General features: G+C 68.5%; 18 protein-coding genes and 1 pseudogene. 8 read left to right on the top strand and 11 right to left on the bottom strand.

The genetic code is table 11. The features are described from left to right. Position 1 precedes the first annotated feature (1 nt). Entirely contained in the window at positions 2-1,006 is a 1,005-nt protein-coding gene (locus ACIQJ5_RS15905) for an SIS domain-containing protein (RefSeq protein WP_402845262.1), read from the bottom strand. 142 nt (positions 1,007-1,148) lie between these two features. Beyond that, positions 1,149-1,928 (bottom strand): HNH endonuclease family protein, encoded by a 780-nt coding sequence (locus tag ACIQJ5_RS15900; protein WP_402845260.1) that lies wholly within the window; start codon positions 1,926-1,928, stop codon positions 1,149-1,151. Between the two features lie 352 nt (positions 1,929-2,280). On the opposite strand from ACIQJ5_RS15900, the gene ACIQJ5_RS15895 reads away from it, so the two are divergent. The 5 genes from ACIQJ5_RS15895 (at position 2,281) to ACIQJ5_RS15875 (ending at position 7,987) form a co-directional block, all read left to right on the top strand. Continuing rightward, positions 2,281-3,216 (top strand): ABC transporter ATP-binding protein, encoded by a 936-nt coding sequence (locus ACIQJ5_RS15895; RefSeq protein ID WP_402845258.1) that lies wholly within the window; start codon positions 2,281-2,283, stop codon positions 3,214-3,216. Next, entirely contained in the window at positions 3,217-4,035 is an 819-nt protein-coding gene (locus ACIQJ5_RS15890; protein WP_402845256.1) for an ABC transporter permease, read from the top strand. A gap of 123 nt (positions 4,036-4,158) precedes the next feature. Further along, positions 4,159-4,836 (top strand): TetR/AcrR family transcriptional regulator, encoded by a 678-nt coding sequence (locus tag ACIQJ5_RS15885; RefSeq protein WP_231091081.1) that lies wholly within the window; start codon positions 4,159-4,161, stop codon positions 4,834-4,836. Further along, a complete protein-coding gene (locus ACIQJ5_RS15880; RefSeq protein ID WP_402845254.1) occupies positions 4,833-5,966 on the top strand; it encodes a hypothetical protein in 1,134 nt (377 codons plus the stop codon). The genes ACIQJ5_RS15885 and ACIQJ5_RS15880 overlap by 4 nt, the downstream gene beginning before the upstream one ends. Then, positions 5,963-7,987, top strand: coding sequence for a YhgE/Pip family protein (locus ACIQJ5_RS15875; protein WP_402845252.1), 2,025 nt, complete (start codon positions 5,963-5,965; stop codon positions 7,985-7,987). The genes ACIQJ5_RS15880 and ACIQJ5_RS15875 overlap by 4 nt, the downstream gene beginning before the upstream one ends. A 25-nt stretch (positions 7,988-8,012) precedes the next feature. Here ACIQJ5_RS15875 and ACIQJ5_RS15870 read toward each other — a convergent pair whose 3' ends face one another. Then, on the bottom strand, positions 8,013-8,471 hold the full coding sequence (locus ACIQJ5_RS15870) for a DUF3995 domain-containing protein (RefSeq protein WP_231091084.1): 459 nt from the start codon (positions 8,469-8,471) through the stop codon (positions 8,013-8,015). Positions 8,472-8,591: 120 nt separating this feature from the next. On the opposite strand from ACIQJ5_RS15870, the gene ACIQJ5_RS15865 reads away from it, so the two are divergent. Together ACIQJ5_RS15865 and ACIQJ5_RS15860 are read left to right on the top strand one after the other, a co-directional pair. Further along, positions 8,592-10,208 carry a glycoside hydrolase family 10 protein gene (locus tag ACIQJ5_RS15865; protein ID WP_231091085.1) on the top strand — a complete coding sequence of 539 codons (1,617 nt, stop codon included), beginning with the start codon at positions 8,592-8,594 and terminating at the stop codon, positions 10,206-10,208. 100 nt (positions 10,209-10,308) lie between these two features. Further along, on the top strand, positions 10,309-12,855 hold the full coding sequence (locus ACIQJ5_RS15860) for a penicillin acylase family protein (RefSeq protein ID WP_402845250.1): 2,547 nt from the start codon (positions 10,309-10,311) through the stop codon (positions 12,853-12,855). A 69-nt stretch (positions 12,856-12,924) separates the two neighbouring features. On the opposite strand, the gene ACIQJ5_RS15855 is transcribed toward ACIQJ5_RS15860, so the two are convergent. The 8 genes and pseudogenes from ACIQJ5_RS15855 to ACIQJ5_RS15820 all read right to left on the bottom strand — a co-directional run bounded on the left by ACIQJ5_RS15855 (position 12,925) and on the right by ACIQJ5_RS15820 (position 20,156). Further along, positions 12,925-13,629 carry a DUF2510 domain-containing protein gene (locus ACIQJ5_RS15855; protein WP_402845296.1) on the bottom strand — a complete coding sequence of 235 codons (705 nt, stop codon included), beginning with the start codon at positions 13,627-13,629 and terminating at the stop codon, positions 12,925-12,927. Between the two features lie 81 nt (positions 13,630-13,710). Next, a pseudogene (locus tag ACIQJ5_RS15850) lies at positions 13,711-13,806 on the bottom strand (DUF2510 domain-containing protein); the annotation flags it as partial. A 100-nt stretch (positions 13,807-13,906) separates the two neighbouring features. Beyond that, entirely contained in the window at positions 13,907-14,263 is a 357-nt protein-coding gene (gene mnhG, locus ACIQJ5_RS15845; protein WP_231091088.1) for a monovalent cation/H(+) antiporter subunit G, read from the bottom strand. Further along, on the bottom strand, positions 14,260-14,523 hold the full coding sequence (locus ACIQJ5_RS15840) for a monovalent cation/H+ antiporter complex subunit F (RefSeq protein WP_231091089.1): 264 nt from the start codon (positions 14,521-14,523) through the stop codon (positions 14,260-14,262). Before ACIQJ5_RS15840 ends, mnhG begins: the two co-directional genes overlap by 4 nt. Beyond that, positions 14,520-15,083 carry a Na+/H+ antiporter subunit E gene (locus ACIQJ5_RS15835; protein ID WP_231091090.1) on the bottom strand — a complete coding sequence of 188 codons (564 nt, stop codon included), beginning with the start codon at positions 15,081-15,083 and terminating at the stop codon, positions 14,520-14,522. Before ACIQJ5_RS15835 ends, ACIQJ5_RS15840 begins: the two co-directional genes overlap by 4 nt. Beyond that, a complete protein-coding gene (locus tag ACIQJ5_RS15830) occupies positions 15,080-16,642 on the bottom strand; it encodes a Na+/H+ antiporter subunit D (protein WP_231091091.1) in 1,563 nt (520 codons plus the stop codon). The genes ACIQJ5_RS15835 and ACIQJ5_RS15830 overlap by 4 nt, the downstream gene beginning before the upstream one ends. Next, a complete protein-coding gene (locus ACIQJ5_RS15825; RefSeq protein WP_402845246.1) occupies positions 16,639-17,205 on the bottom strand; it encodes a Na(+)/H(+) antiporter subunit C in 567 nt (188 codons plus the stop codon). The genes ACIQJ5_RS15830 and ACIQJ5_RS15825 overlap by 4 nt, the downstream gene beginning before the upstream one ends. Continuing rightward, entirely contained in the window at positions 17,202-20,156 is a 2,955-nt protein-coding gene (locus ACIQJ5_RS15820) for a Na+/H+ antiporter subunit A (RefSeq protein WP_231091093.1), read from the bottom strand. The genes ACIQJ5_RS15825 and ACIQJ5_RS15820 overlap by 4 nt, the downstream gene beginning before the upstream one ends. Before the next feature lie 317 nt (positions 20,157-20,473). Here ACIQJ5_RS15820 and ACIQJ5_RS15815 point away from each other — a divergent pair, with 317 nt between their 5' ends. Next, positions 20,474-23,983 carry a PKD domain-containing protein gene (locus ACIQJ5_RS15815; protein ID WP_402845244.1) on the top strand — a complete coding sequence of 1,170 codons (3,510 nt, stop codon included), beginning with the start codon at positions 20,474-20,476 and terminating at the stop codon, positions 23,981-23,983. Positions 23,984-24,126: the final 143 nt, after the last annotated feature.

Here is a 24,126-nt window from a genome sequence, read left to right as displayed (position 1 = left end):
CTCAGTACTCCATGCGCCACATGTACCGGCGAACGCTCAGGGGGTGGCCGCGGTGGTCGGCCAGAGCGTCGGCGTACGTGCGGAGCACGATGTTGAACAGGATGTGAGCGAAGTCGCCGCGGATGCTCTCGGCGACATCGTCGAGACCGAATTCGTTCGCGTCGATGACGAGGACGTTGCCGGAGTGGGCGGTCGCGAAATCGATCGCGCGCTGTTCGACCGGGCGCGTAGCGTCCAGGCCCAGCAGCGCGATGAACGGAACGTCGACGTCGGTGACCTCGAACGGCCCATGGAAGTACTCACCCGCATGGATGCAGGCGGAGTGGACCCACTGCATCTCCTGCAGCAGGCAGATCGCGAACGAGTAGGCGCTGCCGTAGTTCGAACCGGAGGCCATCGTGTAGATGAGCTCCTCGCGACGGTTCGCGAACGCCCAGTCGTTCGCGCGGTCGGCATAGGCCTGCCGGAGAGCGGGCGCGCGCTCGGCGAGGCTCGCGACGGCGGCGTCGGTGTCTGCCGAGAGGGACGTGCCGTCGCGGTCGTCGACGATGCCGGCGGCGAGGCGGAGCAGCAGCGTCGGGCCGATGTGCGCTTCGCTCTTACCTTCACCGTGCTGGTACGCGATCACGTACTCCGACTCCTGGGCGAGCGGTGACGCGGGGTCGAACGTGTACGCGATCGTCAGCGCGCCCCGTTCACGGGCGTGCTTGGCGGCGGCCACCGTCTCGGGGGTGGTGCCGGAGTGCGAGCAGAGGATCACAACCGTGTCGGCGTCAATGCGCGACGAGTTCCGCGAGGTGAACTCGGCGGCGTTGATCGCCCGCGACTCGACCGAGGCGGCACGGGTGTCGAGGAAGTACTCGATCGGCATCATGTTGGCGTACGAGCCGCCGCACGCGGTGAGGATGATGCGGGCGACGCTCGGACGCGCCGCAACGGCCGCACGGGCTGCGGTGAGCTGCTGCTCGATCGTCTCGGCGTCAACGAAGGGGGCGGTGGCAGTCAAGAGTGACCCTTTCTCCAGTGAAATTCGTCATGACACGTTCTATAACGTCTCATGACGACTCAACGTACAGAGCGGCGCGTTCGCTGTCACGAGATTTCTCGGAAGAGAAAGGTCACGATTCAATAACGCCCCGGCGGGACGATCAGGAGCAGTGCAGCAGCACCGCGCGCACGGCAGCACGGTCATCTGCGGGCAGAGCGAGCCCGTAATCGGCCACGACCTGGGTGAAACGTGTGGCGTAAGTGCAGTGATAGGCGGCGTCAGGGGGGAGCCAGCGGGCGGGTCCCGACGCCGACTTCGACTGGTTCGCCGCACCGGCGACGGCCTGCAGGTTGGCCGGGTCGTTCGCCAGTTCCAGCCGGCGTTCGGGGCTCCAGCCATCGGCACCCTGACGCCACGCCCACGCCAGCGGGACGATGTGGTCGATCTGCACCAGTTCGCTCGTGCCCTGGCCACGACGGAACTCGATCCGCTCGCCGGTGTAGGCGTCATCGAGCACTCCGGTGAGCACGACGCACTCGCGGGTACCGGGTTTTGCCACCGCATCGTGCAGGTCGCGGCGCAGCACGTCATTGCGGGTGTCGCAGCCGTTGTGGTCGGTGTCGGCCCAGCGCTGACCGAACGCGTCACGGTCATATGGCAGACCCGAGGAGAGGGCAGGACCGGCCGGAATCGTGTCGAGGACCGCGAGCGCGGCGAGGATCTCGGCCGGGGAGGAATGCTGGCTCGCCGGGCCGTCGGCGCTCGGCGTGGCCGCGCCCGTCGGCGACGAGGGCCCTCCACCGGGCTCGCCCGCGGGCGTCGTCGCCGTGTCGGCCGGCGCCGTGGCACCCACCGACGACGTCGGCCCGGCGTCCGGAATCAGTTCCGGCAGCACCGCTCGCATCCCACCGAGCACCGCGACGGCCACGATGATCCCCACGATGACAGCGATCGGGGGAATCGCGGTACGTCTGCGCCGCCTCACGGGCCGGCGAACAGCGCTTCGCGCACGGCGGTTCAGGGCGTGGATGAGACAACTCCAGGTCGGGCCTTCCATCGTGTCACGCACCTCCGACACGGCCCGGCGCGCGCCGTCTGCCGCACCGGCACGAAGCCCCGCACCTCGGCGGGACCCGACGCACCCGGGCGTGAAGTCTGCCGCACCTCGGTGACCCGCTCCGCACCTCAGGGGAGATGCATTTCGCATCGCGCAGGCCCCCGCGCGATGCGTTTTCGATCCCCCAGCCCGCCGAGCGCACAACGAAGGCCCGCGACGGAGAGAGGATGGAGTCATGACGAACCCCGCGCCCGTCTCGCGCGCCATGGACACCGCAGCCCCACCCGCCATCTCCGCTCGCGGACTCGTGAAGCGATTCGGCGGTTTCACGGCTGTCGACGGTGTCGACCTGCACATCGAGCAGGGCGAGGTGGTCGCCTTCCTCGGGCCGAACGGCGCGGGAAAGACCACCACCATCGACCTGCTGCTGGGGCTGTCCCAGCCGGATCAGGGCTCGGTCGAGCTGTTCGGCGAGACACCGCGCGCCGCCATCGGCCGCGGCCTTGTGTCGGCCGTGATGCAGACCGGCGGGCTCCTGAACGATGTCACTGTCCGGGACACGCTGAGGATGACGGCGTCACTGTTCGCCCATTCCACCTCGGTCGACTCGGCGCTGCAGCGTGCGGGCATCAGCGAGATCGCCGACCGCAAGGTCGGCAAGTGCTCGGGTGGGCAGCAGCAGCGGCTGCGATTCGCGATGGCGCTGCTGAGCGATCCGGGACTGATCGTGCTCGACGAGCCGACCACCGGCATGGATGTGGAGGGCCGCCACTCGTTCTGGCAGGCGATCCACACCGACGCCCAGCGCGGGCGCACCGTGGTATTTGCCACCCACTATCTGGAGGAGGCGGACCGCTACGCGAACCGGATCATCCTCATCCGCAAGGGTCAGATCGTCGCCGACGGCACCACCGCGGAGATCAAGGCGATGGCCTCGGGGCGCACGATCGAGGCGGAGCTCCCGGGCGCTGATCGCGCCTCACTCGCGGCCCTCCCGGGCATCGACTCGGTCGAGGTCCAGGGCAATCGCGTGATCATCCGTGCCGCCGACTCGGACATCGTGGCCCGGCACCTGCTGACGCAGACCGAGGCCCGCGACGTCACCATCACCAGCCAGAACCTCGAGCAGGCGTTCCTCGCCCTCACCGGCGACGAGCAGCAGGAGGCCTGAATGTCCATCGATTCGCAGCGCCGGGACCGCATCGATCCCACCACGCGCCGGGTTCCTCCGCTGGGAGGGTTCAGCTGGACGTTCCTCGGGATCGAGCTGAAGCGCGTGTTCCGCAACTTCTCGGTGGTCGGTTTCACGCTGATCTTCCCCATCGCGATGCTGTTCGCGATCGCCCTGCCGAACAAGGGCTACTCGGCCACGGACGTGCCGGTCGCGGACGGCGGCATCTCGGCCGCGGTGCCGATCATGATCTCCATGGCGGTCTATGGATCGATGGTCGCCGCGTCGATGACCGGCGTCTCGGTGGCCGCCGAGCGCGCACAGGGGTGGAGTCGTCAGCTGCGGCTCACCCCCCTCAATCCGCTGGTCTACATGCTGATCAAGGTGATTACCGGCCTCGCGCTCGGGGCCATCGCGGTCGCGGTCACGCTGATCGCGGGCGCCATCCTGGGCATCACCGCGCCGCTCGATCACCTGATTCCCGCCGCGCTGCTGGCCTGGCTCACCGCACTCAGCATGACCAGCCTCGGCCTGGCCGTGGGTTACGCCTTCCCGGCCCAGAACGCGATGCGCTACCTCGGCCCGCTCCTGCCCATCCTCAGCTTCATGGGCGGCCTGTTCGTCCCCCTCCCACTGCTGCCCGAAGGCCTGCAGACCGCGGCCACCTTCACGCCGCTGTGGGGCATCGCCGATCTCTCACAGAAGGCGATCATCGGAGCGCCGCTGGACCCGATGGCCTGGGTGAACCTCTTCGCCTGGTTCATCGTCTTCACCGGACTGGCAGTGCTGATGTTCCGCCGCGACACCAAGCGCGTCTGAGGCGGCTCTCCTCATCCGCGAGGAGCGGGCGACGGGGTGGCTTCGCTCGGAGGTTGCCGAGAAGTTGCACAAGTGAGTGCACTTTAACTTGCACAGGACTGTGCAGATTCATACGCTGGGTACATGAGCACCGTTTCGATCCCGCGCCGACGCGACGCCGAGGAGAACCGCGCCGGCATCCTCGCCGCCGCGGTGGGCGTTCTCGCCTCCGACCCGGCGGCGTCCGTCGACGCCATCGCACGCGAAGCGGGACTCAGCCGGCGCGCGCTGTACGGGCACTTCGAGGACCGCGATGCGATCGTCGCCGCGGTGATCGCCGCCGGGGCCGAGAAGTTCAACGGCATCGCTGAGACCGTGCAGGACGACGATCCCCGGGCAGCGCTGGCTCACCTCGCTGCGGCACTGTGGGCGCAGGCCCGCCACGTCCACGCGGCCGCAGCTCTGGCCCTGAACGAGAAGCTGGTCGCGCAGACGGCCGAGGCCATCCTGCCGCTGCGTCGTCGGCTGATCGAGATCTGCGAGCGCGGCGCGGAGCGCGGGGTGCTCCGTCAGGATCTGCCGCCCCACCTCACGGCGCGTCTCGTCGAGGAGGCCGCCCGTGGCGTCATCACCCACGTGGACTCCCAGGAGGCCGACGCCACCCGCCTGGCGACCCGCGCAGCATTGAGTGCAGCAGGCCTGTCCTGGCGCGAGGTCGACACGCTCGTTCGCGAGTACGACGCCACAGAGTCTGCCGACCGTGCAGAATCTGCATCAACCACATCGACCACCGAGACCACCGGAACGAAGGTTCGCGCATGAAGCGCCGCCCCCTCTTTCGCGCCCGCCGGGCGTCCACCGACCCGCTGCGGATCGAGCTGATCGGCGTTGCGAAGGGATCGGAGCGATCCCCCATCCTGGCCCCGACGACCACCGGATACGCCACCGGTGAGGCAGTGCTGGTGGAAGCCGAGACCGAACAGCGCCCCACGGTGCTCGGCCTCATCGCCAGCGGACGCATGAAGCCGGACGCCGGAGAGGTGCTGATCAACGGCCGCCACCGCGCCGGGGAGCTGCGCCGTAAGGTCGCCCTCATCGACGCGCCGGATGTGAGCGACCCCGATCCCAACGTCATCACGGTGGGAGTCGTCGCGGAGGAGCTGATGTTCGCGGGACTGCCGTCCAATCCGATCTCCGCACGCAAGTGGATGGGCGAGCACGGCTTCGCCGACCTCACGATGATGCCGATCGGCAGTGTCGAGCCGTCGCGACGCGTTCGTCTGCTCACTGAGCTCGCCTCGCAGCGGGAGGGCGTCGAGGGCCTGGTGATCGTGTCGCCCGACCGTCACGGCGGCCGTCCGCAGACGTGGTGGGCCGTCGCGGAGGACTTCGCCCGCCGCGACTTCGCCGTCCTCGTGATCGCAGGGCGCGCGTCCTGGCAGGTGCTCCACGAGGACCGCACCGACACGGTCGGGCTGGCCGACGACGAGCGAGATGCCATTCTCGCCGCCTTCAGCCAGACCGAGGTGATCGTGTCCGATGCCGCCACCGACGAGGAGGAGGCGATCGCCGAGCACGCTCTCGGTGCCGTCGACTTCGACGAAGCGCTCACCGATGCCGGCGACCCACCCGACGAGGAGGAGGCCGTCGCCGAGCACGCTCCCGGTGCGGGCGACGTCGGCGAAGCGCTCCCCGATCCTGAAGACGCCACGGCGGCTTCGCCCGAGGACGCCTCCGCAGACGACGACGCCACCGACGACGCCACCGACGCCCTCGGTGCGCTCGACTTCGACGAGCAGCTCGCCACCGCGATGGATGACGCCGCCGAAGACGCGGCAGCCCTTCCGCACCCCCACACCCCGCTCCCGGAGGATCCGTCCTCCGGGGAGACGAACGACCTGTCCGCAGCGCGACCGGAGACGGCCGGCGACGACGCGGAGGATGCACGATGAAAATGCCCCAGATGATCGCAGCCGAGTTCCGTCGGCTGTTCTCCACCAAGATGTCGGTGATCGCCCTCATCGCGCTGCTCTGCGTCCCCATCCTCTACGGCGGGCTGTACCTCTGGGCCAACCAGGACCCGTACAGCAACCTCACCAACGTCCCGGTGGCCCTGGTGGTCAACGACAACGGCGCCGAGGTGAACGGCAAACAGCGCGACATCGGCGATGAGGTCGCCAAGGAGCTGCTGGATTCCGACACCTTCGACTGGCACCGCGTGTCCGCCGCGGAGGCGGAGAGCGGCCTCGATGCCGGCGCCTACGACTTCACGGTCGAGATCCCCGCGGACTTCACCGAGGGCATCGCATCCATCGCCACCGATGATCCCCACCCCGCCGACCTCGTGTTGCGCACCAACGACGCCAACAATTACCTCGCCTCCACGATCGGCAAGACGGCGATCGAGACCATCCAGCGCACCGTCACCGAGAAGGTGGTGTCGGAGGCCGGCCTCACCATGCTCGATGCGCTGCACGAGATCCGCACCAAGCTGGTCGACGCCACGGACGGCGCCACCCAGCTGGTCGATGGTCTGGTCACGGCGCAGGACGGCACGAGCAAGCTCGGCGATGGAGCTCAGCAGCTGGTCGACGGCTCGCAGGCCCTTGCGGATGGTGCCACCACGTTGGCGGACGGCGCGAGCCAGGTGGCCAGCGGATCCGCCAGCGTGCGCGATGGTGCCGGAACCCTCGCCGACGGCACCGTGCAGCTGCGTGACGGGCTCGCCACGCTCGCGGACGGTGCGAGCCAGGTGGCCGGCGGAACCGGTCAGCTCGCCGACATCGCCGACCAGATCGGCGATGCGGCTCAGAACGCGGCCGATCAGCTTCCCGCCGTGCGTGAGGACATCCGCACACGCCTCACCGAGCAGGGCCTCACCGCCGATCAGATCGATCGCGTGCTGGCGGCCCTCGACCCCGTGGGAACCGAGCTGACGAACGCCGTGGACAAGGTGCAGGGGGCGCGCGACAAGATCGACACGCTCAACAGCGGCGCGGTCCAGGTGGCCGACGGCGCCTCACAGCTCCACGACGGGGCGGTGACCGCCGCCGAAGGCGCCGCTGCGCTGCGCGACGGTGCGAGCCAGGTGGCCGACGGCGCCTCCCAGGTGAGCACCGGTGCCGCCACCCTCCGCGACGGCACCGTCACGCTCCACACCGGAACGGTGACGCTGAAGGACGGCGTGGGAACGCTCGCCGACGGCCTCACCCAGCTGCACGACGGGGAGGTCACTCTGCGCGACGGCCTCGCCGCCGGTGTCGAGCAGATCCCCAACAGCGACGACGCCACCCGCTCCGCCCAAGCGCACACACTCGGCGCCCCCGTACAGATCGCGAAGACCACGCTCACGCAGGCCCAGAACTACGGCGCCGGCCTCGCACCGTTCTTCGCAGCGCTCGCCGCGTGGATCGGCATCTACGCCCTGTTCCTCATCGTGAAGCCGATCTCGCGCCGCGCTGTCACCGCACTGCACTCGCCGGTACGCGTGACCCTGGCGGGCTGGGCGACGCCCGCACTCCTGGGTGCCGTGCAGATGGTCGGCCTGTTCGCCGTGCTCTCCATCACGCTCGGCTTCAACTTCGCGAACCCGGCGGCGGCGCTCGGGCTCCTGGTACTCGCCTCGGCCACCTACACGGCGATCATCCTCGCGCTGAACGTGTGGCTGGGATCGGTCGGCCAGTTCATGGGCCTCATCCTGATGGTCCTGCAGCTGGTGACCGCCGGTGGCACGTTCCCGTGGCAGACGCTGCCCGCCCCACTGGCATCGCTGCACCACATCCTCCCGATGGGCTACGTGGTCGATGCGATGCGCCAGATCATGTACGGCTCCGGCGGCTGGGACCGGGTGTGGAGCGACATCGGCGTGCTGCTCATGTGGCTGATCGGAGCCGTGGTGCTTGCGATCCTCGGGGTCTCGCGGATGACGCGTCGCCGGACGATGCGCGACCTCGCCCCGAGTCTGATCGGCTGATCTGCGCCTCGCGCGCGTCGTCTCGCTACGCGGTCGCCGACCGATCGTGGCGAGACGACGTGCGCCGGGAACCGAGCAGGACGGCGGCACCGAGCACAGCGCATAGCGGCCGGTAGGCACGCGCGTCGAGTCGGCGGAAGCGCGGATCCGCCGGCCCCATGCCCAGCACCCGCAGCGCGACCTCGCCGCCGAGAACCGCGCGTGTGAGCAACCCCAGGCCGATCAGCCGGCGCCCCGACACGATGAGGCGAGACTCGCCGAGCGCGCCCGCCGTCACCACTCCTCCGACGAGCGCAACCGCCCCCACCACCGCGGTGGGCCCGGGCGCCGGCATCGCGCGGGCGTTTCCCACGGTGGCTGAGGCGAGGCGAGCGCGGTTCTTCGCGGGCCAGTTCAATCCGGCCGACCAGCAGAGGTGAAGCACTCCCACACCGGCCAACCCGATCCCGCTGATGACCCGCGCGGCACCCCGGACGAAACCCATGCTCTGAGCCTAGGCGCAGGAGAGCACGCGTTGCGGTTGCCCCAAGACCGTGTGAAAATTACTCCCACGATCACGGGATGATCTGAAAAAGATTAACCAGTCCTCATCTACGGAGTTGCAATGACGCCCCCATCGATCCCCACCATGAACCGCCGCGGGTTCCTCACACTGGCCACCGCGGGTGCCGCCGGCGCTCTCTTCAGCGTCGCGATCGGTCCGCTGTCCGTCGCCCACGCGGATGACTCCACGAGCGCCGGCGTGACGCCCGGCACCACCGTCCGCAAGCGCGAGCTGCGCGCGATGTGGATCGCCTCCGTCGTCAACATCAACTGGCCATCGCGCACGGGATTGTCGGCCGACGAGCTCAAGGCCGAGCTCATCGGGTGGCTGGATCTCGCTGTCTCCTACCGCCTCAACGCGGTCTTCATCCAGGTGCGGCCCACCGCCGACGCGTTCTGGCCGAGTCCTCTCGAACCCTGGTCGAAGTACCTGACCGGCACGCAGGGCGGTGACCCCGGATTCGATCCGCTCGCCTTTATGGTGGAGGAGGCGCACGCCCGCAACCTCGAACTGCACACCTGGTACAACCCGTACCGCGTGGCCATGGACACCAATCGCGATGCCCTGGTGCCGGAGCACCCCGCGCGGGTGCACCCCGAATGGGTGTGGGCGTTCGGCGGCAAGCTCTACTTCGACCCGGGCCTGCCGGAGGTGCAGGAGCACATCTACGCCGCCATCCTGGATTCCGTCGCCAAGTACGACATCGACGGCGTTCACTTCGATGACTACTTCTACCCCTACCCGGTGGCCGGTCAGACCATCCCGGATGCGGCGACCTTCGCTGCTCACGGTGGCGGATTCACCGATATCGGCGATTGGCGCCGCCACAACGTCGACACCTTCGTCCGCACCATCAGCGAGCGGATCAAGCAGACCAAGCCCTGGGTGAAGTTCGGGATCTCGCCGTTCGGCATCTGGCGCAACCGCGCGACCGACCCGCTCGGCTCGGACACCAACGGCTCCCAGTCGTACGACGGGCAGTTCGCCGACAGCCGCAAGTGGGTGCTGGAGGGATGGCTCGACTACATCAACCCGCAGATCTACTGGCAGATCGGCCTCGCCGTCGCCGACTACGCGAAGCTCGCGCCCTGGTGGGCGGATGTGGCGAAGGCGTCGAACACGCAGCTGTACATCGGCGAAGCGGTCTACAAGGTCACCAGCGGAGCGTTCACCGACCCTGCCGAGCTCAGCAACCACCTCGCGCTGGATGCCCAGCTGACCGCGAGCGGCCGGCCGGTGCATGGCAACGTCTACTACTCGTCCGGCGATGTCCGCACCAACGCCCTGGGCGCCATGACCCGCGTTCGCGAGGACCACTACGCCCACCCCGCGATCATCCCGACGATGCCGCACCTACCCGCGGTCGCCGTCCGCCAGCCGGTGCTGTCCCGTGCCGCCGCCTCCGCCGGCGGCGTGGAGCTGCAGTGGCAGGACACCGGTCCCGCTCGCACCAAGGCCACCTCCTTCGCGATCTACCGCGTCGCCGGATCGGTGCGTTCGATCGACACGGATGACGCGCGCAACCTGATCGCCACCGTGCGCACCCAGGGCGGGACCGTCCAGCGCTGGGTCGACGCCACGGCCATCGCCGGAACCACGTACACCTACGTGGTGACGGCGCTCGATCGCCTGTGGAACGAGTCCGCCGCCAGCAAGCCCCGCACCACCGGGAACTGAACGCACGAAGTCGCCGGGGGCGCCCGTGATCGCTAACATCGAGAATGGGCGCCCCTGGCGCACTGCTGTTCGTGGGGAGCAGCGGGGAGGGAAGTTCTCAATGGCGAAGACACCTGGCGGCACGCGTACCCGAGGGCGCGCCCGCATCATCGTGACCCGGACGCTGTGGATACTACTGGCGGCCGTCGTCGCGATCATCGTGGTGGCGGGGGTGCTGATCAGCTGGACCATCCAGCGCTCATTCCCGCAGGTGCGCGGTGAGGTGCAGCTGTCCGGGCTGTCGGCCGAGGTCACCGTGCAACGCGACGCGGCCGGCGTGCCGACGATCACCGCCGACACCACCGACGACCTCTTCTTCGCCGAGGGGTTCGTGCACGCGCAGGACCGCTTCTGGGAGATGGACTTCCGCCGGCACACCACATCCGGGCGCCTGTCGGAGCTCTTCGGCGAATCGCAGGTGGACACCGACAAGTTCCTGCGCACACTGGGCTGGCACGAGATCGCGGAGCAGGAGGTGGCGGCGCTCGATGACACCACCCGCAGCTACTACGAGTCGTACGCGAAGGGCGTGAACGCGTACCTGGCAAAGCACCACGGTGCAGACGTGTCGCTCGAGTACGCGGTGCTGGGCCTGCAGAACCCGGACTATGAGATCGAGCCGTGGACGGCGGCGGATTCCGTGGCCTGGCTCAAGGCCATGGCGTGGGATCTGCGCACCAACATCGAGGATGAGACCGATCGCGCCATCCTTGCGCAGGACTTCACGCCCGAGCAGATCGCCGAGCTCTACCCCGCCTACCCGTTCGATCAGAACCCCACGATCGTGCCGCCGCTGCCCGAGCAGAAGAGCACCGGTGCCGTTCGCGTGCCGTCGGTGTCGGACACCGGCATCGAGTGGAGTGAGGTCGGCACGGTCATCGAAGCCGCCGACGCGCTGCTGGGCGACCCGGGCGAGGGGATCGGATCCAACTCCTGGGTGGTCGCAGGCGAGTTCACCGACACCGGTCTTCCGCTGCTCGCCAACGACCCGCACCTCGGCGCGGCGCTCCCCAGCGTCTGGTACCAGGTGCAGCTGCGGTGCTCCACCGTGTCGGAGGAATGCCCGTTCGATGTGGGCGGGTTCAGTTTCTCCGGGCTTCCCGGTGTGGTGATCGGCCACAACGCCCAGGTGGCGTGGGGTTTCACGAACCTCACCACCGACGTCGCCGATCTCTACATCGAACGGCTGCAGGGCGATCAGTACTGGCGCGACGGCGCACTGGTTCCGATCACCGAGAAGCAGGACGTCATCACGGTCGCCGGCGGCGCCGATGTGCCGCTGACGATCCGCTCCACGGTGCACGGCCCGATCCTCTCCGGCCTCACCGGCGACTTCACCTCCATCGCGGAGCATGCCGACATCGCGGGAGCCCCCGCCGGTGACGCATACGCCGTCAGCCTGCGATGGACAGCCCTTCAGCCGGGCAACACCGCGAAGGCGATCTTCGTGCTGAACACCGCGAAGGACTTCGACGATTTCCGCGCGGCAGCATCGGTCTTCGACGTTCCCGGCCAGAACCTCATCTACGCCGACAAGGAGAACACGATCGGCTACCAGGCTCCGGGGCTGCAGCCCATCCGCGGGGCCGGTGACGGATCCGTGCCCGCTCCGGGCTGGGACAGCTCCTACGACTGGACCGGCTACATCCCCTTCGATGAGATGCCGATGGTGAAGAACCCTGCGCAGGGCTTCATCGTGACCGCGAACAACGCCATCGTGGATGACAGCTACCCGTACTTCCTCAGCCAGGACTGGGACCACGGCTACCGGGCAGCGCGGATCACCGAGCTGATCGCCCAGACGCTCGCCGAAGGCAAGATGGACGCGAGCCGGATGCAGGAGATCCAGAACGACAAGCAGTTCTGGCTCGGCCCGCAGCTGGCATCCGCCATCGCCGACCTGCCGATCGACCGGAAGGGCCCGCAGGCGGCGGTTGCGCTCCTGGGCGAGTGGGACGCACAGAACTCGATCGACTCCCCCGCTGCGGCATACGCGAACGTGCTGTGGGACACCCTCGGAACGGCGCTCTTCCGGGATCACGAACCGGCCCCCGCGCCGGTGAGCGGTCAGGGCCGGATGTTCCAGGTGGTCTCGACGCTGCTGGAGCAGCCCGACTCACCCTGGTGGGTGGACCCGGTCTCCGGGGCCACCGGCCGGGACGCCGTGCTCACGGCCGTGGCGAATCGCGCTTACGACCGACTCGCCGCGTTGCAGGGTGAGGACGTCACGAAGTGGAACTGGGGCTCGCTGCACGCCATCACGCTGACCAGCGCGACGTTCGGGAAGTCGGGCATCGCTCCCATCGAATGGCTCTTCAACCGCGGCCCGTACGCCGTGGGCGGCGGCTCGTCCGTTGTGGACGCGACGGGGTGGAACCTCGGTTCCAGCTTCGCCACCACGTCGGTGCCGTCGATGCGGATGGTGCTGGACGTCTCGGACTTCGACAAGTCCACGTGGATCCACCTCACGGGCGCGAGCGGCCACGCCTTCCACCCCAACTACGTGGATCAGACACCGGACTGGTCGGTGGGCGTACAGCGCCCCTGGGCCTTCAGCTCCGACGCCGTCGCCGCGGCCGCGACGGACACCCTCATCCTGCGGCCCTGATCCGGCGAGACTCCCCGCGTGGGCGAGAGACAGCGCGTTGTTGGCAGTTCTCGCCCACGGACGGGCGTCTCAGGGGACGGGGCGGTGCTGAGAGCGCTCCAGTGCGCGGGAACGGTAGCCGAAGATGATCCACAGCAGGCCACCGGCCACCAGGAACGCACCGCCGATCGAGGCGATGAAGATGGCGATCCCGTCGGCCCGTGTCGCATTCAGGAGCACGATGCCCAGCGCCAGGAGGACAGCGCCCGCGATGGTCAGCGCCATGCCCATTCGCGTTGCGATGCGAAGCGAGCGCTCGACGCCGTAGATCGGCTCCACCTCGCCGTTCTTGGCGACGTACTGCGACCAACGCGCTCCCGTCCACCACCGTGTGCGGCCGGGCTGATCGCCGGGATACCAGCCTGCGCCGGCGGCCTCGGCCTCGCCCGGCAGAGGGCGAACAGCATCGAGCACGATTGCGGCGTCCACGGGTCGCGGTGCCCGTTCCCGCTTGCGAGCCCGCAGCGCTCCATAGAGCCAGAACGCGCCGAGCGCCAGGAACAGGCCGCCGCTCGCGATGAACCCGCGGTTGCTGATCGCCAGCGATGTCTGCATCATCCCGACGATCAGGTAGAGGATCGCGAGGATCAGGCCCTGCGACGAGCGCTGCGAGCCGGTGATCCGATCGGGCTTGGGAACGCCGTCACGCAGCGAATAGCCCGACCAGATCGTGCCGGTGTGCCAGCGCACCTCGCCGGTGCTCGGCATCCGGTACCAGCCCGGGATGATCCTCATATCCGGTGCTGCGGTGCCGGTCGCTGATATCGGGCCTGCCCCGAACCCAGGTGCCGGCGACCCGAGAGGCGCCGGCGGTGCCGGTGTCGTTCGCACGTGCTCCGTCCACCCCACACCGTCCCACCACCGCTGGAGTCCCGGCTGCTCAGCGTCGTACCATCCTGGCTGCGCGCTCATTCTTCCCCCTGTCGTCTTCTCCATCGTGCCGCGAGAGCTCTCTCTGCGGGCGAGACTCGGCGCGTTGCGGTGATTCTCACCCGCAGATGGACGTCTCGTGTCAGTCGTCGTTGTCCGAGGACTGCGCGTCGGCGAGCTCGTCCACCAGAAGCGAGTCCTGGTCGAGAGTGCGGTTGCGATAGGCCTGACGCCCGATGATGTGCGCGGACAGCGGAGCGGTGGCGAACTGCATCAGCACGATCGCCACGAGCATCCCGACCGCCGGCCAGGACCGCACGGAGATGCCCACGGCCAGCGCGATGAGCACGAGGCCCAGCACCTGCGGCTTGGTGGCGGCGTGCAAGCGGGTGGGCACATCGCGAAAGCGCAGCAGACCGATGGCGGCCACCAGACACAGCAGCGCTCCGATCAGGATCAGGACGAGAGCGGCGGTGTCCCAGAGAATGTCCCAGCTCACGGCTTCTCCCTCCGGGCGACGAATCGCGCGACGGCAATCGAACCGAAGACCCCGACCGCGGCGACGATCAGCAACACCGGCAGGTTGCGGGTGTGGTGGTTGATGGCCATCTCCGCACCCAGCACGCACAGCACCTCGGTGAGCAGCACGTCGGATGCGACGGCACGGTCGAGGATGGAGGGTCCGCGCACGATGCGCACGAGCGTCAGCAGCGCCGCGATGCCGAACACCACGATGATCACGATCAGCAGGGGATTCATGCCTTCGCCTCCGCTCGTCGCAATGCGTCCATCTGGTCTCGGGAGCCCACCGCACGGACGATGCGCCGCTCCCACCTGCGCACTTCGGCCTTCGCTTTGCGCAGGCTCTCCTCATCGTCGATGTCCAGCACGTGCAGGTACAGGATGCGGTTGGTGCGATCGGTCTGTACCACCAGGGAGCCGGGGATCAGGGAGGCCGTGACGCCCACGTGAGTCATGATGAGGTCGTCGTCCGTCTCCAGCTGGACGCCGATGATCGCGGTGCCCGGATAGCGGCGCGGGTTCAGCACCTGCAGCGTCACATGGAGCGAACCCGCCACCACGGCCACGCTGAAGGTCACGGCCAGCACCGCGAGGTACCAGACGTTCACGCGCCCGGACAGTTCGACCGGCGGCAGCAGGAAGATGCGCGTGACGACGAAGGCCACGATGACGCCGCTCACCAGTGAGAACGCGGAGAACTCTCCCCACAGCAGCATCCACACCACGATCAGCCAGACGAAGAACGGCAGCTGCCGCCAGAGTGATTGGCCGAACGTGCGACGGGTCTCCGGACTCATGAGGGCACCTCCTCCTCGAGCTGCGAGAGCGTGACGGGTGTGGTGAGTGCCGATCCGATCCGATCGCACAGCTCGAAGAGGGGACCGGCGAACACCGTCAGCGCGATGGTGACGGCGACCAGTCCCGCGGTCGCCGCGGTCATGATCCGGGAGTTCGCGCGCTGTTCGGACGCGTCGTCGGCCGCGGGTGCGTCGCCCAGGTGCCGGATGCGCGGCTCGATCTCGGCCGCGTCGTCTTCTTCGCGCCAGAACGCGAGGTTCCAGGCGCGCATCAGCGCGTACAGCGTGAGGAGGGAGGTGATCACGCCGGCGGCGATCATCACCCACATCAGCGGTGTGCCCACGTCCGCTGCGGCGACGAACAGGGCGTACTTGCCGATGAACCCCGAGAACGGCGGGATGCCACCGAGGTTGATCGCCGGGAGGAAGTAGAGGACGGCCAGCAGTGGAGCGGCCGTCATGAGGCCCCGCACGCGCAGGATCGAGGTGGACCCGGCCCGCCGCTCGATCAGCCCCACCGCGAGGAACAGCGTCGTCTGCACGATGATGTGGTGCACGGTGTAGTAGACCGTCGCGCCGTAGCCCGCCGAGGTTCCGATCGCGATACCCAGCACCATGTAACCCACGTGGCTGACGAGCGTGAACGACAGGATGCGCTTGAGCTCCGCCTGCGCGACGGCGCCGAGCACTCCGACCACCATCGTGGCCACCGCCACGACGCCCAGCACCAGGGACATGTCATTGTCGGGGAAGAGCTGGGTCTCTGTGCGGATCAGCGCGTACACGCCGACTTTCGTGAGCAGGCCGGCGAACACGGCCGTCACCGGCGCGGGCGCAGTCGGATACGAGTCCGGCAGCCAGAACGACATGGGGAACACGGCGGCCTTGATGCCGAACGCCACCAGCAGCATCACGTGCAGCACGGTCTGCGTCTCCTGCGGCAGCGTGGCCAGGCGCTCGCCGAGCTGCGCGAGGTTCACCGTGCCCACGGCGCCGTAGATCATCGCGATCGCGGCGAGGAAGAGGATCGACGACACCAGCGAGACCACGATGTAGACCACGCCGGTGCGGATGCGCGCCGCCGTGCCGCCGAGTGTGATGAGGACGAACGAGGCCACGAGCAGGATCTCGAAGCCGACGTACATGTTGAACAGATCGCCGGCGATGAACGCGTCGAAGATGCCGGCGCCGAGGATCAGATACGACGGGAAGAAGATCGACACCGGGGTGTCCTCATCCCGATCCGCCGCGCCCTGTCCGACGGAGAACAGGAGGACGGCGAGCAGCACGACCGCGGAGACGGCTACGAGCAGCGCCGAGAGCCGGTCGACGTAGAGCACGATGCCGAACGGCACCGGCCAGCCGCCGACGGATACCGCAAGCGGCATATCTCCCTGGTCGACGATGATGAGCATCGCAGCGGCCACCAGGAAGACCGCGGACAGCGTGATGACGGAGACCAGGATCTGCGTACGTCGCTGACGACCGAACACCAGCGTGAGGGCAGCGCCCAGCAGCGGCAGGATCACCACCATCGGGACGAGCGCGTGAGCGGTCATGCGTTCCCCTCCCGCGAGTCGTCGTCATCATCGGCCTTCGTGACGGGAACGGGCCGGTCGACCGGCGCGTCCTCGTCGATTCCGGGCACGTCCCAGCTGTGCAGGATGGTGATGGGCGATGTGTCGACGCCCACGAAGTCGGTGGTGGCGTCGTCGGCACTGAGGTCGGCGTCGTCGTGGATGACGTCTTCCTCCGCGTCCGAGCGCTCGCGCACCGCAAGGTCCTCCTCGTCGTCCTCGACGGTGTCGGCCTGCCCCAGCTGCCACGAGCGGTAGATCAGGGCGAGGAGGAACGCGCTCACGGCGAACGTGATCACGATGGCGGTGAGGGTGAGCGCCTGGGGCAGCGGATCGCTGATGTCGTCCGCGCTGGCGGGGTTGTCGGGATCGTAGAAGGCGGAGATCCCGGGCGCTCCCATCACGATGAGCAACAGCAGATTGATCGCATTGCCCAGCAGCAGGAAGCCGATGAGCACGCGGGTGAGGCTGCGCTCGAGCATCGCGTAGACGCCCGCCGCGGCCAGCACGGCCATGACGATGATGAGCACTCCGGATACGGTCATGCGATCACCACGTCATCAGCCGGGTCGTCGTTCTCGTGCAGCTGCCTGTCGACTTCCGCGCCGAGGCTGCGCAGCACGTCCAGCACCAGGCCGATGACCACGAGGTACACACCGAGGTCGAAGATGGTGGACGAGCCGAACTCGATGTGCCCGAGGAAGCCGGCATCCACACTCCAGAACGATGAGGTCAGTGCCGCCTGGCCGAACAGCATGGGAATCAGCGCCGACCCCACCGCGAGAAGCATGCCCACGCCCAGGAGTCGTCCCGCATCGGTCGGAGCGGCGGCGCCGAGCTCGTACCGGCCACCGGCGATGTAGCGCATCACGAGCGCCATTCCTGCGACCAGACCGCCCGCGAAGCCGCCGCCGGGGAGGTTGTGCCCGGCGAAGAGCAGATACACCGAGACCACGATGATCGTGTGGAAGAGCAGCCGGACGATCACCTCGAGCATGATCGAGCGGGACCGGGGGTCCATCGTGGAACCGCCCACCAGCCAGGCGCGCGGCGCGAGGGCGTTGCTCGGATTCTGCACGGCGATGCTGCCGGTGGTGGTCTCGACGAAAGGGCGGAGCCGGGCTTTGCGGTTGCGCGCCTTGGGCACGGCGCGCACCTGCGAGAGCAGATCGGTGCGGTTGGTGACGAACACCAGCGAGGCCACACCGGTGGCCGCCAGCACCAGCACCGACAGCTCCCCCATGGTGTCCCAGCCGCGCAGGTCGACCAGCGCCACATTGACCACGTTCTTGCCGTGGCCGAGTTCGTAGGCGAGCGCGGGGAAGTCGTCGGAGACGGGCCGCAGACTCCGGGCGTCGGTGGCCACCACCACGATGAACGCCAGCGTCAGGCCCACGGCGGCACCGATGATGGCGCGGGTGACCGGCCAGACGCTGGCGTGGCGGTCACCCATCCGGGCCGGGATACGGCGGAGCACCAGGGTGAAGGTGACGAGGGTCACGGTCTCCACGAGCACCTGGGTGAGTGCGAGGTCCGGGGCACCCATCGTGGCGAACAGCACAACCATCCCGAGACCGGTGACGGAGACCAGGACCACGCCGGTGTAGCGCTTGCGGGCGCGCACCGCCACGATGCCGGCGATGATCATCACCGGGGCGAGGACGAGCTGGACGGGATGCTGCCAGGCATCGATCGCACCGCGCCACGATGGCGACGCGAGCAGCGCGGGGATCTCGGCGCCGACGAAGACCACGAAGATGGTGCCGACGTAGATGGGAAGCGAACCCCGCTGGAAGAGTGCGGTGACCAGCACGGAGAGCCGGTCGACGGCGTGCTGGGTGCCGACATACGCATCGACGCCCGTGAACGGCAGCAGGTGCGGACGACGATCCCAGGTGGCGGCCCGGCTCCACCAGAACACCAGCGCACCGATCACGATCGCGCCGATGGTGATGAACAGTGGAGCCTCGAATCCGTGCCACAGGGACAGATGCGCGTCATATGCCGGTTCGGGAATACCGCTCGACGAGCGCGGCGCCGTGTCCGCGTAGAGCGCCAGGGGGTGATCGAGCAGAGGCGCGACGAGGCCGGCCACGAGGCTCAGCGTGGCCAGGATCGCCGGGGCCAGCACGAAGCCGAAGGGCGGCCGCGGCCAGGAGATCGTGGGCACGGCCACGCCTGACTCATCACGCTTGCTCCAGAACGCGCCCCAGACGAAGCGGATGCCGTAGGCCACGGTGAGCGCCGAACCCACCGCGAGGCCGACCAGGCCGATCCATCCCCACACCGATCCGCCGAACGCCTCATCCCAGAAGGCGGCGAGCGCGCCCTCCTTGCCCGCGAAGCCGATCGTGGGCGGAAGTCCCGCCATACAGGCCACCGCGATGATCGACACCGTCGCGAGGGCGGGCGCTTGACGACCGAGACCGGAGAGCTCGTAGACGTCGCGGGTGGACAGCTGGCGGTCGATCACGCCCACCACCAGGAAGAGGGCCGACTTGAAGAGCGCATGCCCGATGAGCAGCGCCATTCCGGCCAGCGCCGCGTCGCGCGTGCCGTAGCCGAGGATCGCGGTCAGCATGCCGAGCTGGCTCACCGTGCCGAAGGCCAGGATGCGCTTGAGGTCCGTCTCCCGCAGCGCTTGCGCACCGCCGAGCAGCATCGTGACGATGCCGAGGATCACGACGACCGGCCGCCACGGCATCACGTCCGCGAACGCCGGGGCGAAGCGGGCGAGCAGGTAAATGCCGGCCTTGACCATCGCCGCAGCGTGCAGATAGGCGCTGACCGGCGTGGGGGCGGCCATGGCTCCCGGAAGCCAGAAGTGGAAGGGGAAGATCGCCGATTTGCTGAGCGCGCCCACGAGGATGAGCGTGAGTGCGAGGCCCAGCCAGGCGTTCTGGGGCGGATCCGACAGGATCGCCGTGATGCTGGTGGTGCCGGACTGGACGACCAGCATCACCGCGCCGACGAACATCACCAGTCCGCCGAGTGTCGTCACCAGAAGCGCCTGCAGTGCCGCACGGCGACTGGCGGAGCGGCTGTGGTAGTAGCCGATGAGCAGGTAGGAGAGCACGCTCGTGGTCTCCCAGAACATCACCAGAACGATCAGATCGTCGGTGAGGACCAGCCCGTACATCGCACCGGCGAAGGCCAGCAGAACCGCGCCGAACAGGCCCAGGCCCCGCGCTTCCTTTCCCGCGAAGTACCACCGGCAGTAGAGCAGCACCAGCGCGCCGACGCCGGTCACGATCAGCGCCATAATCCAGCCGAGCAGATCCATGCGCATCGAGAGCGAGATGCCGAGTTCCGGAATCCAGGTCAGGCTCTCGTCCACCTCGCCGCCCGCGAGCACGGACGGTCCCTGCGCGGCGGCGTGGACGAACGCGGCAGCGGACAGCGCCGCTCCGATGAGAAAGCCATCAGAACGCCAGCGCTTCATCACCGCGGGCAGGATCAACGGAACCACCGCGAACGCGGTGAGAAGAAGCAGCATGGGCGACCTCCGGACTCGTCGGTCGGCAGTACGTCGACACAGGCGGGCGGGGTACGACCATTTTACAGGCTGGCTGCCTGTCTCCGGCGAAAAAACCAGGATCGCGGTAAAAGACGGACACGATGGCCCGCCGCAGATCGTCACCTCGGGCGGAGCACGCGGCCTCCTCCGGCACTTCTCCACATGGTGGATGCACAACTAAATGAGGACCCTCACATACACGTACGATCCGATCGACGATTCGCCCGAGTCGTCGCAGCCGTGTGGGGACGCGGCTATTTTCACAACCCTGGGGAAAGGTCACAGCAGTGGCTCACATGCGACTTGTCGCGCGCCCGAGACGGCATCTCGGCGCCGCACTCGGCATCGTTCTGGCGCTGGCCGCCGGGACGATGGTCAACATCAACAATCCCACGTCCGCGGCAGCGGAGACGGCACCGGTGGCAGCGGGCGATCCGTCTCCCGCGACGGTTTCCGCCGATCCGCTGCCCACCGTCCAGATCAACGGCGTCGTCTGGTCGCAGACCGTCGTCGGCGACTGGGTGTACGCCGGCGGGCAGTTCACGCAGGCGCGGCCCGCCGGTGCGGCACGAGGGGTCGATGAGACCCCGCGTCAGAACTTCCTGCGCTACAACCTCCAGACCGGTGAGATGGATCCCAACTTCAACCTGCCGGTCAACGGGGCGGTCTACGCGACGGAGCTGTCGCCCGACGGGAAGACGCTCTACGTCGGCGGCGCGTTCACGCAGATCGGCGGCCAGCAGCGCTACCGTCTCGCCGCCATCGACACCGCGACCGGCGCCGTGAACGCCCTCAACGTGGGCACGAACGCGGCGGTGTACGGGATCGCAGCCACGGACGACACGGTGTACCTGGCCGGCGGATTCAGCACGCTGAACAATGTGGCCCGCACCCGGGTCGGCGCGGTCAGCGCCACCACCGGCAAGGTCCTGCCCTTCCAGGCCACCCTCACGGGGAACGGGATCGCGCGCAGCGTGGTCGTCTCCCCCGACCGGTCCAAGGTCGTCGTCGCCGGAAGCTTCGAGCGCACGAACGGCTCGACCAACCCGGGTCGTGGCATCGCCGCCCTCGACGCCACGACCGGAGCGCTGCGTCCGTGGGCGATGAACTCGATCATCTACAACGCGGGATCGTCCGACGGCTTCATGGGCCTCGCGTCCGACGATCGCGGCGTGTACGGATCCTCGTACCAGTTCGCCACCGGCGCGGGCAGCGAGGGCACCTTCTACGCGAGCTGGGATGACGGATCCATGATCACGATGGAGGACTGCCACGGCGACTCCTACGACGTGGCGCTCTTCCGGGGCCTGATGTACAAGGCCACCCACCAGCACTCCTGCGACACCGTGCCCACCGGCTACCTGCGCACGAGCCCCGAGACCTTCTTCCACGCGTTCGCCTGGGACATGCGCCCCACCGAGGCAACCCTCACCAAGTCGCGGTACGGGTACAAGAGCTTCCCGGGTCAGCCGGCCGCGAAGCTGATGCACTTCAACCCCGCCTTCACGATCGGCACGTACACCGGTCAGCGCCAGGCCACCTGGACGGTCACCGGCGGGGGCGACTACGTCATCTACGGCGGCGAGTTCCTCGCCGTGAACAACACGCCGCAGCAGGGCATCGTCCGATTCGGAACCCGCGAGGTCGCACCGAACAAACAGGGTCCCGTGCTCACCGATCCGGCATCGTTCGCCCTCAAGGCGAGCAGCCCCAAGCGGGGACAGGTGCTGCTCACCTGGACGGGGAACTTCGACCCGGACGACGCCGAGCTCACCTACACCGTCACGCGCAAGGGCGTCGCAGCCCCCGTCTACACGACGAAGGCGACCTCGACGCGCTGGAACCGGCCGCAGCTGACCTTCCGTGATGTGGGCCTCACCCCGGGCACGGCGTACGAATACCGGATCACCGCCACGGACCCGTACGGCAACAGCGCCCAGAGCTCGTGGGTGAAGATGACCGCCACGACCTCGGCGGGAAGCAACGTCGCCCCCAAGGCCGCGTTCACGTCCTCCGTGACCGACGGGCTCGTCTCCGTGGACGGCACGACGTCGGTCGATCCCGACGGCGGCATCGTCAAGTACTCGTGGGACTTCGGCAACGGCCTGACGGGTGAGGGCGCCAAGGTCGACTACCGCTATGCCGCGGCAGGCAGCTACCCGGTGAGCCTGACCGTGACGGACGACTCCGGCGCCACGAACAAGGTGACGCAGACCGTCACCGTCGACGAGACGGGCATCATCGCGGAGAACGTGGTGGCCGCAGACGCCTTCGAGCGCACGACCACCGCGGCCTGGGGTGCCGCCGACACCGGCGGTGCCTGGGCGACGGCAAACGGCAGCACGTCGTTCGATGTGGACGGCAAGGCCGCCACGATGACGCTCGCCGCAGCGCAGACGCGCACCGGGCTGCTGAAGTCGGTGTCCGCCGCCGACACCATCTCCACGGTGCGTGTGTCGCTGCCCGCGGCACCCGTCGGCGGAGTGGTGAGCGCGACGGTCCTCGGACGCGTGGTCAACGGCATGAACTACTCCGCGCGCGTGCGGTTCGAGCCAGGCGGAACAGTGCGTCTGTACCTACTGCAGGGCGAGACTCCGCTGGGCGGCAAGAGCGTCGTGCTGACCGACTACAAGCCGGGAACCGACGTCTTCGTCTCCGTGAGCGTCCGGGGCTCTTCGCCCACAGAACTGGGGGCCAAGATGTGGTACGCGTCGACCGTGGAGCCGGTGACGTGGCAGATCGCCGCGATCGACTCGACGAACGAGCTGCAGACTCCCGGGGCCGTCGGGCTGATGGGCTCGGTGAGCTCGCTGTCCACCGTGCCGCGATCGGTCATCCGGTTCGACGACTACTCCGTGACCGACGGCAAGCCGCTGGTCGTGCCCGGTCAGAACAACCCGCCGGTCGCCGCCTTCACCGCCACCACCACTGGCCTGGACGTGGCGTTCGATGCGAGCGAGTCCTCCGACGTCGAGGGCCCGATCGTGAAGTACTCCTGGGACTTCGGCGACGGTCAGTGGGGCGAGGACGATGAGGGCGTCACCAGGACCGCCATCACCTACGCCGCCGAGGGGCAGTACACCGTCAAGCTCACGGTGACGGACAACACCGGCGCGACCTCGGAGACTTCGCAGGTGGTCTCCGTCACCGCACTGCCGCCGGGCGACGTGCTGGGACAGGACTCCTTCGCACGCTCGGAGGCCGGACAGTGGGGCACCGCGGCGACCGGCGGGGTGTGGCAGACGCTGGGCGGTGATTCGGCCTTCGCCGTAGCCAATGGCATCGGCGGCACCATGACCGTCGCCCCGTCCTGGACGCGTTCGGCGCTGCTGTCCGCTGTGCAGACCGATTCGGTCGTGGTGTCGACGGCATTCCGTGCCGACGCCGTTCCGGCCGGCACGGGCGCGGTCGCCCTGACCGTGGTCGGGCGGCAGACGGATACGGGCGCCTACCAGGCACGCGTGCGGATCGAGCCGAACGGCACAGCTCGCCTCTACATCCTCCGGGACGAGGCGGCGCTGGGCGGAGCAAGCTACGTGCTGCCGGGGAAGTACAACCCCGGGACGCTGATCCACGCTTCCGTCATGGTCACCGGAACGGGCACCACGACGGTGTCGGCGAAGGCGTGGATCGATGGCACGACGGAACCGACCAGATGGCAGCTGACGGGAACCGACAAGACGGACGGTTTCCAGAAGGCGGGCTCGGTGGGCCTGCGCGCCTCGATGTCGTCGACCATCACCAGTCCGCAGGTGATGTTCACCGTCACGGACTTCATCGCCCAGGCACGCGCCGCCGCGCGCTGATCCCGGATACACCGCAGACGCCCCGTCGAGCCCAGCTCGGCGGGGCGTCTGCGATATGCAAGCCGCCGCGAGCCCACCGACACACACCAACACCACAGCGGCAACCGCATGCGTCCCGGGCGGGGTGCGGGTAGCGTGGTCGT

Origin of the sequence: Microbacterium sp. GXS0129 (assembly GCF_044769785.1) — a bacterium.
Lineage (GTDB): Bacteria > Actinomycetota > Actinomycetes > Actinomycetales > Microbacteriaceae > Microbacterium > Microbacterium nymphoidis.
Note: the sequence above shows the minus strand (reverse complement) of the source record. Positions and strands in the feature narration are given on the sequence as shown.